Below are 14,961 nucleotides of genomic sequence, written 5' to 3'. Positions count from 1 at the left end.
AGCAATGAATCGTAAAAAATATCAGACATAAGTTTCGGATTGCCTAAATTTAAAATAAAATTTGGTTTAAATAATTTTTTGAAGAGGATATCTCTGTAAAAGTTGTGTTTTGTATTTTAAATTGTACCAGTCATGAAGTACGAAATCAATTTTATCTACTTCAATTGTTCCTAGAGACTTATTTTCAAACTTCTCAATAGTAGAAACAAACTGAGCAGGGTTGATCAAAGAAGATCTAAATCTAGCCATTGTCACATGTGCAGTAACGACTTCATATCTTTCCTTTAGTAAAAGCCCTTTTTTTGTGGCTTCATACCTTAATCCATTTCGGATAGATTCAAGACTATGCTCATAATATCCTTTAGCGATCACCGCCCCCTTGCTCATTACGATACCTTTTAGGTCTATTTTGAAACTTTTTTGATCAAGTAACACATTGTGTAACATTTCTTTGTAAAGCTTGATCTGCTTAGGATTCACCTTTAAACTTTCAGTAGCTCCAATAAAATCAAGAACCGTGACATGTAGATCGGTTAATGGATAGTAGTACTGAAAAGGATCAATATGGCTTAGCTCGCTTAAAACCGTCTTAATCGATTCTAAAACTTCTCCTTTTATAGGAATAAGGGCAGTGAGACCTATTCGATTATCCGAAGGTAGGTCGTTTAAAAAATGATCTACATAAACCTCTTGTTGGGATGCCGCAGCTTTTCCCGTTTGAGAGATTTCATGATACTTTTGATCTAAGGCTAGGTTTGTAACACGCATATTTTTAGAAAAACATGTAGTGAAATCAACGGATTAAGGTAAAATAAAGTGAGATGCTTTACGAGAATCAAGCATAGAACTGAACTAACAGTTTTTTGTATTAAGAAGACTCGTTAAGGCTTATTAAAAATATTGAATATTGATTAATTTTGCAATGAAGGAAAAAGGCTTAAAACTCCCATGATTGTGGATTTTATTCCTTTTTTAAGAAAAAATATGTCTAGACTTATTTTTGACTTGAAAAAGGGATATTTTGCCTTTGATAAAGCATGGAAAATATTTGTTAAGAAAACACTAAATAATAAGGTACATGGAAATTAAAGAGATTTTAGAGGGAATGAATCTTGAACAGATGGCTATTGTCGTGGTAACGATTGCTCTTTGTTTGTTCGTGATTGTAAAAGTGGCAAAGACAATCATGAAAATTGTATTGATGGCCTTGTTAGTAGCAGTTGGTTACATTCTTTTCGATGAATATGCACCTACAGACTTAGAAATGATTCAAAGTAAGGTAGAGAAAAGCGTAGATAAAGCTAAAAGCCTTTTTGATGAGGTAAAGAAGAAAAAGGAATTATTAGAAGACTAAGAAGGAATTTACTTAGTTTTAGAATTATCAAAAAACATATATTTTTTACATGGATTTACATGAAAAATTCACCTATTCTTTTAACATAACTCAAGAACAGGTAAATCAATTTGCAGAATTGTCAGGAGATACAAACCCACTACATTTAGACGCAGAATTTGCAGCTCAAACGCAATTCAAAAAGCCGATCATACACGGTATTTTTTCTGCGAGTATCTTTTCAAAAGTATTAGGAACGCAATTTCCTGGAGCAGGAAGTATTTATGCAGGTCAAGAAATTAAGTTTTTGAGACCTATGTATCCTTCTCATCCTTATGAAGCAAGATTTGAAATTGTTTCAATTGATGAAAGAAGACATTCAGCTCAGATTTCGACTGAAGTTTATGATGTAGAAACTGGGAAAGCTACTATTAAAGGTGTGGCTACAGTTATTCATAAAGAAAAATTCTAGGCTAGAAACTCTTTCTATAGATCACAGTCAAAGAAGAAACTCTGGCTGTGATCTTCAAAAACCAACATATTATCTCATTGTTGTTACTTCTACTTTTCTAAAATTCAGCCATTATGAATACCAAAAACCGACCATCTTTTTTAGACTCGACTATCTTTACTATTCTACGTTTCAAAGGATACCTTATCCGAAGATTGCTTTCAAGCCTAATAGCAGTCATTATCCCTACAGCACTTTTATGTCTGATTTATGAGTTAGGTTTTTTAAATCTAGAATTTACCAGTTTTACATTACCTGGTTTAATGGGGGCAGCTTTAGGTCTTTTACTTGTTTTTCGAACCAATACAGCTTATGACAGGTGGTGGGAAGCAAGAAAAAATTTGGGTGGACTGGTGAATACTTCAAGAAATTTTGCCTTTCAAGTCGTTAACCTTATTAAAAATCAAGAGGAAAGAATATATCTGGTAAAGCTTATAGCAGCTTATCCTTTTCTTTTGAAAGAACACCTTCGTGACCGTAAAAACCTTTCAGAAGTATCTTTTCTAGACGAACAAGAAATAAAACTTATTGACGCTTGGGCACACAAACCAAACTCAGCAATCCAACTCATGCTGCGTACGATCAATAAGGCATATACACGAAATGAAATTACAGATTTTCAACAACTCAAATTGATTGAGAATACCGATGAGCTGATTGATATTATCGGAAAATGTGAGCGTATTAAGAATACTCCAATTCCTTCGGCACACAATTATCTTTTAAAGATTTATATTTGGATTTATGCAATGGTCATTCCATTTGGTTTTATCAGTTCGTTAGGATGGTGGACAATCTTGGCAGTAACGAGTATATACTACGTTGCAATGAGTTTGGTGACTATTGCAGAAGAAATTGAAGAGCCTTTCGGAGAAGATCCGAATGACCTTCCTGTCGATAAGATTGCTCAAAACATCTGTAAAAATGTCTTTGAGATCATGGAAGGGGAAACGACTCCAGAGTTAGTTTAAAAAATGAATAAAATGAGAAAAGTATATTTACTTTCAAGCTGTTCTACTTGTCAGCGAATTGTGAAAGAAGCGGAAATCCCAGAGGGAGTAGAAATTCAAGATATCAAGACTGAGAACATTACGCTAGATCAGCTTGAAAGCATGAAAGAAAAAGTAGGGAGTTATGAATCTCTTTTTAGTAGAAGAGCAATGAAGTACAAAGAGTGGGGGCTGAAAGAAAAAGCGCTCACGGAAGAAGATTATAAAAACTACATTTTGGAAGAATATACTTTCTTGAAGCGCCCGGTTATTTTTTGGGATGATCAAATCTTTGTCGGGAATGCTAAGAAAACCGTAGAAGCTCTCAAAGAAGCGGTTGCTACTTCAAAATAATTTAGAATATCACTATTATTCTTAAGGTTATGGCTGATACCATAACCTTTTTTGTTTTATAGCTAGATAGGAATGCTTATTTTTGTGCTTTAGTATTTTTCAAAGATGATAAAACAAGATATATGGGGAGAATTGTAGGAATTGATTACGGACTGAAAAGAACAGGGCTTGCAGCTACCGATCCTATGCAGATTATTGCATCTGCTATTGAGACGGTTCCTACTGAAAACCTAATTGATTATCTTAAAAAATACCTAGAACAAGAACCTGTTGATGCTTTTGTACTCGGACATCCTAAAAATCTTGATAACACTGCTACAGATTCAACATCGGCAGTAATGGACTTTAAGGTTAAATTAGAGCAAACATTTAATCTCCCTGTTCATTTGGAGGATGAAAGATATACTTCTAAAATGGCTATGGATGCCATGATCAGAGGTGGAATGAAAAAGAAAGATCGTCGTCAGAAAGGTAATTTAGATAAACTTAGTGCCGTGATTATTCTTCAGTCTTATATGGAGAGTAAAGGTTTCTAAGCAAGAATGAAAGAAATTAGAATATAGATATAAAAGAATGATTTTACCTGTAGTAGCATACGGAGACCCAGTTCTGAAAAAAGATTGTGAAGATTTCACAGCTGAAGAACTTCAGAACATCCAAGAGTTGGTAGATAATATGTATGAAACAATGTACAATGCCAACGGGGTAGGACTTGCGGGACCTCAAATTGGAATTGCAAAACGAATTTTTGTAATCGACTCTGTTCCAATGTTTGATGAAGGAGAGGAAAGTAAAGGCGTAAAGAAGGTCTTTATCAATGCTGAAATCATTGAAGAATGGGGTGAAGAATGGGGCATGGAAGAAGGCTGTTTGAGTATCCCTGGTATTAGAGGTGAAGTCTTCAGACCTGATAATTTGAAAATCCGTTATTTGGATGAAAAAGGACAAGAGCATATTGAAGAGTATGACGATATGAACGCTCGTGTCATTCAGCATGAGTATGATCACATTGAAGGTATTCTTTTCACAGATTTGCTTAGCCCATTAAAGAAGAGAATGATCAAAGGGAAACTTGCCAACATCTCAAAAGGTAAAGTTCCTCATGAGTATAAAATGAGATTCCCTAAGGCATAAATTATTTTTGTAAGGCAGGTTTTCATAAATCTGCCTATTTTTCCTAAACTTATCAACCCTCCAAAATATGAAATCTAAATCCCAATTCTTTAGACTTGTATATTTTGTACTATCATTATTTTTCTTTTCCTGTGACAGTAATGCATTCGATTTTTCGGGAATGGAAGGTATGGAATTGCAGTTGTTTAACGAAATTAATAGTTACAGAACTTCATTTTCCAATAACCCAGCATATCGTACTGATCAAGCCATTTATGAACAAGCGAAAAGGTATGCAATCAAAATGGCAGAGAAAAGACGAACGCTAAACGAGCCTACAGATCAGCGAAAATCAGCCATAAGAAAGTCGATCACTTTTGGTAATTATGGTGAAATAGAAATGAAAATCGGGTTTCAATTCCAGATAAACCCCGCTTCTCATGCTTTTGAAAATATAAAACGAAGCTACAGTAGGTACATGATTTCTGATTCTTATAATGCATGTGCCGTTGGAGCGATGCAGGATCAGCAAGGAAATACTTATTTTAGTGTGATTTTTATTGAAGCTTTATAAAGTACTTTTTCAAGCAATAGATTTATGTTGAAAGAACAGTTGAAAGTCGCTTTGGTGCAAACGAATCTTTACGATTTAAAGATTGGGGCAAATCTAGCTATGTTGGAAGAATTATTTTGGGAAATAGAAGATGATACAGATCTAATTCTTTTACCTGAAATGTTCACGACGGGCTTTCATCAAGAAGCTGCTCAATTGGCAGAACCCATGAATCTGACAACTTCTAAATGGATGCTTCAGATGGCAAAATTGAAAAATGCGGTCATTATGGGAAGTTTTCCTGTCAAAGAAAAAGAAGGAGTATTCAATCGTTTACTTGTAATGAATCCCGATGGAAGCTATAAGTACTACGATAAACGCCATTTATTTAGAATGGCCGATGAAGACAAGACTTTTAGTGAAGGGAAAGAGAAGCTAATTGTTGAAGTTGAAGGCTGGAAAATATGCCCGCTGATTTGTTATGATCTTCGTTTTCCAGTTTGGAGTAGAAATTGCGGAAATGAATATGATATCTTAGTATATTTAGCAAACTGGCCAGCTCCAAGAGTTGAAGCATGGGATACGCTTTTGAAGGCAAGAGCTATAGAAAACCTTAGTTATTGCATTGGTGTCAACCGTACTGGTCAAGATATGAATATGGTGGCTTATAATGGTCATTCGGTGGTAGTTAGTCCTAAAGGAAATGCACTGAATGAACTTTATGATAAAGAGCAAATTATATCTGTATCTCTTCATAGAAAAGATTTGGATGGATTAAGAGAGAAATTTCCTGCCCATCTTGATGCTGATAAATTTACGATACTTTAAAACTTTCTAATTGGAGTTACTTTTTTACTTATTTGGAATCGGTATATGCTTACTGATCTTAGCTGAAGGTGCAAGAGCATTTGTTCAAGGAATTTCAATACTAACTAAGCAAACCAAAATGCACAGTATGCTCATAGGAGCGAGTGTGTTGGCTATTGGTACATCTCTCCCTGAACTAGCTGTAGGAATTATTTCATCGTATTATGAAACAGGTGAAATCCTATATGCCACAATTATTGGTTCTAACCTATTCAATTTATTCTGTATTCTGGGTATTCCAGCATTTTTCATAACGCTGAGCATAAATAAAATGACTTTGGCGAAGGATATTCCTTTAGCTATTCTTTCTATTTTGCTTGTAGGAGTGTTGGTGAATGATCATCTTATTTTTGGTGCAGAAACAAACGAATTGAGTGCAAGTGATACTTCAATTATTTTCGTATTCTTTTTGTTCCATTACATTTTAATGCCACTAAAAAGTAGAACAGAAGATCACAGTAAAGATATAGCTATAAGTGAAGAAAATATTCCTTATGCATTGTCTCATTACAAGTGGGGAGTTTCTTTTGATATTATCAGTGGCTTGACAATGATTGTTTTAGGCGCATTCGGAGGTCTTCTGCTTAGTGTGAAACTAAGTCAATTCTTGGGTATGAGCCATACGATGCTAAGTTTATTGATTTTAGCTCCAGGAACTTCGTTACCAGAGATGGTTACCATTTTTATAGCACTCAAACATAACCAAAAGATGTTGGCTATAGGAAATGCAATAGGTTCAAATCTTTTCAACATCCTTTTTGTATTGCCAGCAAGTAACTCTTTTGGATCACCTGCTTATCCTACTTTTTTGAATGTAGATTTGCTATTCCTTCTCACAACTATGGTGATGATTATCTTTGGTTATCTTTCAGGTAAAAATGAAAAGATGCCGAGGTTAGTAAGTTTTAGTTATACCATCGTATTTGTGATGTATATGGTATTTGTCGTAAACAGGGGTTAAGAAATCTGATAAAGTGCGACGTGAATTTGTGCACCAGTTTTACTTACTCTACCTTCTATTTTATCTCCTTTATTCATAATACCCTCTAGTGTAGGGTAAATATCTTGTGGAAGTTGCCCTAAAAGGTATTTCTTTTGCCAATAAACATTCCATTTACCTTCTTCAGCAACAAGTTTAATAGGGTCTTTTGAGCGTATGTGTTTTTGACTAGAAGGGTCTTGATATAATTCTGAGATTAGGATAGGACCATCAAAGCAAACGGTTTGAACCGTTGTAGCGCTTGAATTGCGTTTTTTTAGAGTTGGTAATTTTGGCATAAAAAATTGGCAATTAATCTAAATAATCAGTCTTAAAAGTAGCTAAGAATACCACGGAAAGGCTTAAGCTTACCCAAACAAATTATGAATAAAAATTGAAAAAAGGTAAAAAGAACATGTATACATCCTTTTTACCTTTAATTATTTTTAGATTCTAATACCTAAAACTGTAATATCATCTCTTAAACTTTCATCCTTCATGTGTCTTTCAAGAAGCTCTTTCAAGACTGATTTTTGTTCTTTCAATGTAGAAAGATGAATTTCTGAAAGTACATTTTCAAATCGAGGAGTTCCGAAACGCTTTCTGTCTTCCGATGGCGCATCTACATAGCCATCGGTAGTGAAGTAAAGCATATCCCCATGATGTAGATTTAGCTCAAAATCTTCAAACCTAACATCATCTTGTTTTTCTTGTCCGATTGATTTAGCAGTTCCTTTTACTTTTTCAAGGGCTAAATTATGAATGTAGTACAATGGGCGTTTGGCAGAAGCATAAGTTACTTGAACATTGTCTTCATCTTTTGTTTCAAAACAAGCCAAACCAATATCCATTCCTGCATCTTTGTTTGTATTTCCTCCTTCAAGCAGGGCTTTACTCATTTTTCTATGAAGAGCCTCAAGAATGAGAGAAGGTTTACTTTCTTTTTCAATGTTCACGATCTGATTCAACATTGAATACCCAAGTAAAGTTAGGAATGCTCCTGGTACGCCATGACCTGTACAATCAAAAACAGCTAAATACGTTCTATTGTCATGCTTAGAAGTCCAGTAAAAGTCTCCCGAAACAACATCTTTTGGTTTATAAATAGAGAATGAGTCTTTAAATAAAGCTCTGAATTCTACTTTGTTTGGTAGAAGTGCTTGCTGAATGATTTTACCAGCTTGAAGACTATCTAACATCTTTTTATTAGAAGCTTCAAGGTTGATGTTATTTTTTTCAAGGAAGTCTCTTTGGGTCTGAATTTCTTCATTTAGCTGATTTAACTCTTCGGCTTGTGTTTGTAGCTCTTGAGTTTGTGCATGTAAAAGCTCCTTTTGTTCAGAAAGCTGTTTGTTCGATTTAGATTTTAGTTTATAACTAACAAAAAGGACAAGAATAATGATGAACAAAGAAGTAACAGCACCTAATAAAGACCACTGATAAATTCTTTGTTTTTCGATTTCAGACTCTTGGAGAGACAAAGCTTTTTCTTTTTGTTCCAAACCATGCTGAACACGTAGCAAGGCCAAGTGTCTCTCATTATTCTCATTTAGAAGTTCATTTTCTAAATCTTTTACAGCTATGTGATAGTTAAGTGATTTTTCAAATTCACCGATTGATTGATAATGTTGAAAAAGGCTATACAATGCTTGTTTTTCATATCCTCTAGACCTAATGACTTTGGCTTCTTCTAATGCTTTCAGAAAAGCTTGTTGTGCCAATTCTTCTTCACCCAAAGATTTATAGGCAACACCCTTCTGACGGTAGTGTTCTGAGAATGCATAGTTGAAGTTAATTGACTCAAAAAGTTTATAGGATTCATTCAGAAGAGAAATGGCTTTAAGGTGCTCCCCCATATCATTATATGCACAACCCATATTGTGTTTGTGCATAGCAAGCTGCTCTGTAAAGTTATTCTTTTTAGAAATTAGAATCCCTTTTTGGTAAGCTTCCAAAGCTTTATCATAATTCTTTAACTCACGATGTCCTTCACCTACGTGTGTGTAAAGGGTGTTAATCAAAAGATCATTTCCACCTTTCGGGCGAAGTAGTGCCAAAGCATCCTGACTGTATTTTAATGACTCTGAGTATTTACCCTGATAGTGGTAAGTAAAGCTCATGTTTTTCAGCGTTAGAGCTAAAACATCAACATCATTTACTGTTTTAGCAAAATCATAAGCGAGCATAGCATGCTCAAGAGCTTTATCATAAATACTCCCTGTGGTGTAGTTCAACGCAAGTGCATTATGCACTTTGTTAGATAAAAGAGGACTCCCTAAATTTTGAGCATATTTCAAGGCTTGAAGCCCGTAGTCTATCCCTTTTTCGTTGTCATTTCTGTAATAGTATTCAGAAAGTTGACAAAGAAGCTCAATACGTGTGGAATCTGTAATCCCTTCTTCTGCTAATTTTTTATTTAAACTATCAATGTCAGTAAGTTGTCCATACAAAGGAATGTAGAGACAAAATAGTAAGAGTAGTACTAATTTTGATTTCATAGTTTGTACTGGTAGTGGTAATTGAATTGGTTTAGATAGAATGTAGTTTCTAACTGTGTATGTTAATTGTTATTGTATTTAAAGCATAATGTAGTTGAATATTATGAGAATAAAAAAGGTTTAAATCACACTACTATATTGGGTAAGTAATACTATGTATAAAAAAACTGCTAAAACTTGGTGTTTTAGCAGTTTTTGAAGTTATAAAATTTCTAATACATTTTCTGGAGGTCTACCAATCACAGCTTTATCTCCTTTGATAACGATAGGTCTTTCAATGAGTTTTGGAAATTCAACCATTGCATCTAACCATTCATCTTCTGTAAGATCTTTTCCTTTAAAGCTTTCTTTGAAGATTGTCTCTCCCTTTCTAATTATTTGAGAAGCATTCATATCGAGCTTCTTTAAAATGTCCTTTAATTCGTCTCGTGTCGGTGGCGTTTTTAGATATTCAATAATTGAAATATCTTCAGATTTCTCTTGAATTAGCGCTAAGGTTTGCCTGCTTTTAGTACAACGAGGATTATGTAAGATCTTCATTATAAAAATGTGTTATATAATTATTCCTAGAAATAGAGATAACACAAGTTAAGAAAAAAAGTAAAGCACACAATTTTCTACACTTGTCATTACAAAAATCATATGGGAGGTGTTTTCTGAGGGGCTAACCTCTGAATTGGGAAATTCGTAGATATTAAGTGAACCCAAAACTATTTTCTTATTATGAACAAATTAGCAGAAAACTATTTTGGCAAACACATCTATATAAAGAAGTCATGGTATACACATCATGGAATTGGTGTCGGAGATGGTAAAGTCATCCATTATGCAGGGTATTTAGGCGATTGGGAGGCTGGGCCTGTATCTGTTGTGAGTTTGGAAGAGTTTTCAGAAGGAATGGAAATATATATAAGAGATGATGACGCTCGTACATACGATCCGATGGAAGCTGTAAAAAGGGCTTTTAGCCGAATTGGAGAAGATGGATATTCACTTTGGGGAAATAACTGTGAGCATTTTGTGGAATGGTGTATTTCAGGAAAACACGAAAGTACTCAAGTGCAAAAGGTCGGATTTGGTTTATTGAGTTCCGCTGTATTGTTGGTATTTGCGGCAGTAGCGTCTTATTGGTATCTCGATACTCCTTTGGATGAAGAACTACCTAAACGAAGAAGCGATAATTAATGTTTTTGCAATTTTAGTGTATTTATTACATGTCTAAACTTCTCATTTCTTACTATTCTCATAACATCGTTCTTAATACTTAAAAATTGATTGAAATTATCGAAAATGTGATTTCTAAACTAAGTACATGGATAATATTAGAAAAGTATAATTCTATGTGCTAGAATAAACTATCTGACTAATAAACTGCACTCCTAAGATGAGTGAAATTAAAATTTCGCAAATTTAGCTATCAGCAATACAATTGCACATTTATCCCAAATCATACATATTCTTGCTTCTGAATTCAAATAGTGTTAGTTTCATAATAATCAACTAATAATACTATTATCTGCGCTCTATTTGGTCGCTTGCTTTATTAAGCGACTTCTCATGAAACCTTATTAAATTCCTAAAACCCAAATTATACTATTACTATGGTCGGCAGAAAAGTAAAACGTCTACGTAAACAACTACAACTATCACAAGAAGAATTAGCTCAAAAAACTTTGATCCCTCAAAGTCAATTATGTCGTATTGAAAAAGGAGTAATGACCCCAAGCCTTAGTGACTTGATTCAGTTGAGTCGTTCACTAAGTGTAAACGTCGATTATTTTTACAAGTAATCGTTTTAAAAATTTAGTACTTCTTCCGATTTACGGAGTATGACCTATTCAAAATGTATTCATTTCAGATAGCCTTGCTGTGAAAAAACTGATGTTTGACACGGTAAGGCTTTGACTTTTAAAAAGATTATAGATGACTAAAAGTGGGAAAATGGTACAAATGTCAAAAAAACACGAAAAAAAAATTGAGAATGGAACACTACTTATGGGAAGTCGGTTAGTAGTGTAAAGATTTTTGATTGATAATGGGTTAATAAATTAGGTTAAACAGAGGAAAGAAGTCGCTATTTTAGCGGCTTTTTTTATTTTCCTACTTTTGTAAGAACTTGAGCAAGTATCATAAATAAGTCCATTGTAATTTTTGGTATTTAAATTGTTTTCGCATTCCTTCAAATGCTAATGCATTATAGATTAAGAAATTTGACCCTGATATCATGACTGTATTTAGAAGTAGTATCCTCTTTACTTTTTTACTAAGTGTAATTAATTTATCCCTTTCTTTAGGACAGGAAGTAGAATGGCAATCGTTTGAAAAAGCGATGCAGGAAAATACTTCTGCTCAAAAAATGATCTTTATAGATGTGTATACCGACTGGTGTGGCTACTGTAAAAAGATGGACAAGATGACTTTTAAAGACCCTAAAGTAAGTAGTGTCTTGAATGAGAAGTTTATGCCTATAAAATTTAATGCAGAGCAAAAAGAGCCAATCAATTTTAATGGGAATGAATTTAAGTTTGTAGCCAATGGACGCAGAGGGTATCATGAATTGGCAGCTGCATTACTTGGAGGTAGATTAAGCTACCCAACAGTCGTATTGGCTAGTCATGATTTTGATGTACTTTTACCAATAGCAGGATTCAGACAGAAAGAGGAAATGCATATGTTACTCTCCTTCTTCTCAAGCCACGCAGATCAGAAAGACGTATTTAGCTCGCAAGAGACATTTGATAAAAAATTAACTGAATTTAGGGAGACATATAAATCTCCTTATTAGTAGGTTTGAAGAATCTTATAATTCATTTTTTACTTAGCCAAAAGCAACTTTTATACTAGAAACATGAAAATCGGTATTTTAAGAGAGGGGAAAACACCACCAGACAAACGTGTACCTTTCACTCCAACGCAGTGTGAATTATTAAAAAATACATTTGAAGATTTAGAGCTTGTTGTTCAACCAAGTCCTATCAGATGTTTTTCAGATGATTTATACACTCAAAAAGGTATTGTTTTACAAGAAGATTTGAGTGATTGTGATGTACTGTTTGGGGTAAAAGAAGTGCCGATCAAAGATTTAATGGCTGATAAACATTACTTCTTTTTCTCTCATACTCACAAATTCCAAGAATATAATAGGCCATTATTGAAAGCCATGTTGGATAATGGACTTAAAATGACAGATTATGAGTGTCTGACTCGTAAAGATGGCTCTCGTGTATTGGGTTTCGGTAGATATGCTGGAATTGTAGGTGCATATAATGGTTTCAGAGGTCTCGGAATTCGTCTTGGAAGATATGAGTTAAAACCAGCTCATGAATGTGATGATTTTGAAGAGTTGAAAGAAGAATTGAAAAAAGTAGACCTACCGAATATCAAGATTCTACTTACGGGTAGTGGTAGAGTGGCAAGAGGTGCTGAAGAAATTCTGAAGCTTTTAGAATTGAAAGAACTTAACGTAGAAGAATATCTTTCACAAGAAAGTTTCCAAGAGCCTGTTTTCTGTAGAGCTGATGCCGATTCTTACGTTAAACATGGACAAGGGAAAGAGTTTAAGTTTGAAGACTTTTTCAAAAATGGGGGAGACTATGTTTCCGATTTTGAAAAATTCTATAAGTCAACAGATATGTTCATTGCGGGACATTTCTGGGATCAAAGTTCTCCAGTTTTCTTTACCCAAGAAGATGCAAAGAGAGATGATTTCAGAATTCAGTTTATTTCAGATATCAGTTGTGATATAGCAGACCCAATTCCTTCTACTTTACGACCAAGTACTATAGCTGATCCGTTCTATGATTATAATCCTCAGACGGGAAGTGAAGAAAGTACATTTAGTTCTGATAAGAACATTTCAGTAATGGCAGTAGATAACTTGCCGTGTGAGTTACCGAAAGATGCTTCTAAAGATTTCGGAAGTCATTTAGTAGAAGAAATTGTACCTCTTCTTTTCTCAAATGATGCGGATGGAATAATTGAGAGAGCAACAATTACGAATGGAGGTAAACTGACTTCAAATTACAGCTATTTACAAGATTATGTAGATGCTTATAAGGGGTAAGTATATTTTGAAATTAGCTCAAAAACACCTTTTAGAAATCTCTAAAAGGTGTTTTTTTTAGTCTTATTTTAGCTTCTCATTATTTTTATGTCTGTCAGCATCTCTGATCGACTTTTTCTCTAAGTTTTTATTGAGAGCTTCAGTAAGATCAATCCCTGTTTGGTTTGCTAGGCATATCAAAACAAAAAGAACATCGGCCATTTCATCACCAAGATCTACATCTTCATCAGATTTCTTGAAAGATTGCTCTCCGTATTTTCTAGCCATAATACGAGCAACTTCACCAACCTCTTCCATAAGAATAGCCGTGTTAGTCAGCTCATTAAAGTAACGTACTCCTGTGGTATTGATCCATTTATCAACTATTTTTTGTGCTTCTTCAATAGTCATAACAATTTATATTTGTGTTGGTTAAATAAGGTGACTCTTGGTTTAAAGAAGTGAAAACAGCTATAATCTTAAGTATATAGAATTGTTTGAGATGAACTATCCTCACTTTTTCCAAAATTGTCGTAAATTTACAAACAATACTTAGATTCTTACCGAAATTTAACGGTAAGGGGAAAGCGTAACTGTATAGAATAAAAGAATGAGCTTCACAGAAAAAGATGTAATCAACGCTCTACGCCATGTAGATGATCCAGACTTGAAAAAAGACTTGATCACATTAAATATGGTTAAGGATGTTAAAGTCGAAGGTAAAAAAGTAAGTTTCACTGTTGTATTAACAACACCAGCTTGTCCGCTAAAAGAGCGAATCAGACAGGATTGTGAGAATGCGGTGAAAGAACATGTTGCTGAAGATCTCGAATTAGATATAAATATGACAGCGACAGTGACTTCGTATGTAGCAGATAAGAAGTCTTTGTCAGAAGTCAAAAACGTGATTGCAATTGCTTCGGGTAAAGGTGGGGTAGGTAAATCTACCGTAACGGCAAACCTTGCAGTTGCTTTGGCACAAACAGGTGCTAAAGTCGGTATTATTGATGCCGATATTTATGGACCTAGTATGCCTACGATGTTCAATATGGAAAATGCTCGTCCTGGTGTTGTAGAACGTGAGGGCAAAACAATGATGATTCCTGTTGAACAATATGGTGTGAAAATCCTTTCTATTGGATTCCTGACACAACCTCAAGATGCTGTGATTTGGAGAGGACCAATGGCTAGTTCTGCACTTCGTCAGTTTATTACTGATACAGAGTGGGGTGAATTAGATTATTTATTCGTGGACCTTCCTCCAGGAACGGGTGACATTCATTTATCATTAGTTCAAAATGCATCTGTAACTGGAGCTGTGATTGTAACTACTCCTCAAAAAGTAGCATTGGCTGATGCGCAAAGAGGACTTTCAATGTTTCAATCTCAGTCAGTTAATGTACCTGTACTAGGTGTGGTTGAGAATATGGCATATTTTACTCCAGAAGAACTTCCAGATAACCAATATTATATTTTCGGAAGAGATGGAGGTAAACTTCTATCTTCCAGATATGAGGTTCCTTTCTTGGGAGAAGTGCCAATTGTACAAGGAATTCGTGAAGGTGGAGATGCCGGTGAGCCAATCGTAATGGATGAAAATAGTCCTGTATCTAAGGCTTTTGCAAGAATTGCTGAAGAATTGGCTAGAAATGTGGCTATCCGAAATGCTGCACAATCTGAAACAGAACGTGTAGAGATCAAAACTTGGGAATAACTTAATTT

At 34.5% G+C, this 14,961-nt stretch carries 19 protein-coding genes; 14 read left to right on the top strand and 5 right to left on the bottom strand.

Annotated features, from left to right (window positions below):
- Window positions 1-66 precede the first annotated feature (66 nt).
- Window positions 67-768 (bottom strand): 2'-5' RNA ligase family protein, encoded by a 702-nt coding sequence (locus BC781_RS04390; RefSeq protein WP_109616008.1) that lies wholly within the window; start codon window positions 766-768, stop codon window positions 67-69.
- 310 nt (window positions 769-1,078) lie between these two features.
- On the opposite strand from BC781_RS04390, the gene BC781_RS04385 reads away from it, so the two are divergent.
- The 9 genes from BC781_RS04385 to BC781_RS04345 all read left to right on the top strand — a co-directional run bounded on the left by BC781_RS04385 (window position 1,079) and on the right by BC781_RS04345 (window position 6,681).
- Window positions 1,079-1,354: a hypothetical protein gene (locus tag BC781_RS04385; protein ID WP_109616007.1), complete on the top strand. Its 276-nt coding sequence runs from the start codon at window positions 1,079-1,081 to the stop codon at window positions 1,352-1,354.
- A gap of 49 nt (window positions 1,355-1,403) precedes the next feature.
- Window positions 1,404-1,805: a MaoC family dehydratase gene (locus BC781_RS04380; protein WP_109616006.1), complete on the top strand. Its 402-nt coding sequence runs from the start codon at window positions 1,404-1,406 to the stop codon at window positions 1,803-1,805.
- A gap of 113 nt (window positions 1,806-1,918) precedes the next feature.
- Window positions 1,919-2,815 (top strand): bestrophin family protein, encoded by an 897-nt coding sequence (locus BC781_RS04375; protein WP_109616005.1) that lies wholly within the window; start codon window positions 1,919-1,921, stop codon window positions 2,813-2,815.
- 12 nt (window positions 2,816-2,827) lie between these two features.
- Window positions 2,828-3,187, top strand: coding sequence for an arsenate reductase family protein (locus BC781_RS04370; protein WP_109616585.1), 360 nt, complete (start codon window positions 2,828-2,830; stop codon window positions 3,185-3,187).
- Window positions 3,188-3,309: 122 nt separating this feature from the next.
- Window positions 3,310-3,723, top strand: a complete 414-nt coding sequence (gene ruvX, locus BC781_RS04365) for a Holliday junction resolvase RuvX (RefSeq protein WP_109616004.1) — start codon at window positions 3,310-3,312, stop codon at window positions 3,721-3,723.
- A 37-nt stretch (window positions 3,724-3,760) separates the two neighbouring features.
- Window positions 3,761-4,321, top strand: coding sequence for a peptide deformylase (gene def / locus BC781_RS04360; RefSeq protein WP_109616003.1), 561 nt, complete (start codon window positions 3,761-3,763; stop codon window positions 4,319-4,321).
- A 67-nt stretch (window positions 4,322-4,388) separates the two neighbouring features.
- Window positions 4,389-4,874, top strand: coding sequence for a CAP domain-containing protein (locus BC781_RS04355; RefSeq protein ID WP_109616002.1), 486 nt, complete (start codon window positions 4,389-4,391; stop codon window positions 4,872-4,874).
- Between the two features lie 24 nt (window positions 4,875-4,898).
- Window positions 4,899-5,681 (top strand): amidohydrolase, encoded by a 783-nt coding sequence (locus BC781_RS04350; RefSeq protein WP_109616001.1) that lies wholly within the window; start codon window positions 4,899-4,901, stop codon window positions 5,679-5,681.
- Between the two features lie 10 nt (window positions 5,682-5,691).
- The gene (locus BC781_RS04345; protein WP_109616000.1) at window positions 5,692-6,681 is read left to right on the top strand and encodes a sodium:calcium antiporter; all 990 of its coding nucleotides are present in this window, start codon (window positions 5,692-5,694) and stop codon (window positions 6,679-6,681) included.
- Here the strand turns inward: BC781_RS04345 and BC781_RS04340 are convergent.
- From BC781_RS04340 to arsC, 3 genes are all read right to left on the bottom strand, one after another.
- Window positions 6,678-6,998: a hypothetical protein gene (locus BC781_RS04340; protein WP_109615999.1), complete on the bottom strand. Its 321-nt coding sequence runs from the start codon at window positions 6,996-6,998 to the stop codon at window positions 6,678-6,680. The genes BC781_RS04345 and BC781_RS04340 overlap by 4 nt on opposite strands.
- Window positions 6,999-7,145: 147 nt before the next feature.
- Window positions 7,146-9,197, bottom strand: a complete 2,052-nt coding sequence (locus BC781_RS04335; RefSeq protein ID WP_109615998.1) for a SpoIIE family protein phosphatase — start codon at window positions 9,195-9,197, stop codon at window positions 7,146-7,148.
- Window positions 9,198-9,398: 201 nt separating this feature from the next.
- The gene (gene arsC / locus BC781_RS04330) at window positions 9,399-9,737 is read right to left on the bottom strand and encodes an arsenate reductase (glutaredoxin) (RefSeq protein ID WP_109615997.1); all 339 of its coding nucleotides are present in this window, start codon (window positions 9,735-9,737) and stop codon (window positions 9,399-9,401) included.
- A 183-nt stretch (window positions 9,738-9,920) separates the two neighbouring features.
- Here arsC and BC781_RS04325 point away from each other — a divergent pair, with 183 nt between their 5' ends.
- From BC781_RS04325 to BC781_RS04310, 4 genes are all read left to right on the top strand, one after another.
- Entirely contained in the window at window positions 9,921-10,382 is a 462-nt protein-coding gene (locus BC781_RS04325) for a lecithin retinol acyltransferase family protein (RefSeq protein ID WP_109615996.1), read from the top strand.
- Window positions 10,383-10,798: 416 nt separating this feature from the next.
- Window positions 10,799-10,987 (top strand): helix-turn-helix domain-containing protein, encoded by a 189-nt coding sequence (locus tag BC781_RS25850; RefSeq protein ID WP_109615995.1) that lies wholly within the window; start codon window positions 10,799-10,801, stop codon window positions 10,985-10,987.
- Window positions 10,988-11,421: 434 nt separating this feature from the next.
- Complete coding sequence (locus BC781_RS04315) at window positions 11,422-11,982, top strand: thioredoxin family protein (RefSeq protein ID WP_109615994.1); 561 nt, start codon at window positions 11,422-11,424, stop codon at window positions 11,980-11,982.
- 63 nt (window positions 11,983-12,045) lie between these two features.
- Window positions 12,046-13,260 carry an NAD(P)-dependent oxidoreductase gene (locus BC781_RS04310; RefSeq protein WP_109615993.1) on the top strand — a complete coding sequence of 405 codons (1,215 nt, stop codon included), beginning with the start codon at window positions 12,046-12,048 and terminating at the stop codon, window positions 13,258-13,260.
- 63 nt (window positions 13,261-13,323) lie between these two features.
- Here BC781_RS04310 and BC781_RS04305 read toward each other — a convergent pair whose 3' ends face one another.
- Window positions 13,324-13,650, bottom strand: coding sequence for a nucleotide pyrophosphohydrolase (locus BC781_RS04305; RefSeq protein WP_109615992.1), 327 nt, complete (start codon window positions 13,648-13,650; stop codon window positions 13,324-13,326).
- A gap of 199 nt (window positions 13,651-13,849) precedes the next feature.
- On the opposite strand from BC781_RS04305, the gene BC781_RS04300 reads away from it, so the two are divergent.
- Window positions 13,850-14,953: an Mrp/NBP35 family ATP-binding protein gene (locus BC781_RS04300; protein ID WP_109615991.1), complete on the top strand. Its 1,104-nt coding sequence runs from the start codon at window positions 13,850-13,852 to the stop codon at window positions 14,951-14,953.
- The last annotated feature ends 8 nt before the right edge of the window (window positions 14,954-14,961 follow it).

It is taken from the genome of Sediminitomix flava (genome assembly GCF_003149185.1).
Classification (GTDB): Bacteria; Bacteroidota; Bacteroidia; order Cytophagales; family Flammeovirgaceae; genus Sediminitomix; species Sediminitomix flava.
Note: the sequence above shows the minus strand (reverse complement) of the source record. Positions and strands in the feature narration are given on the sequence as shown.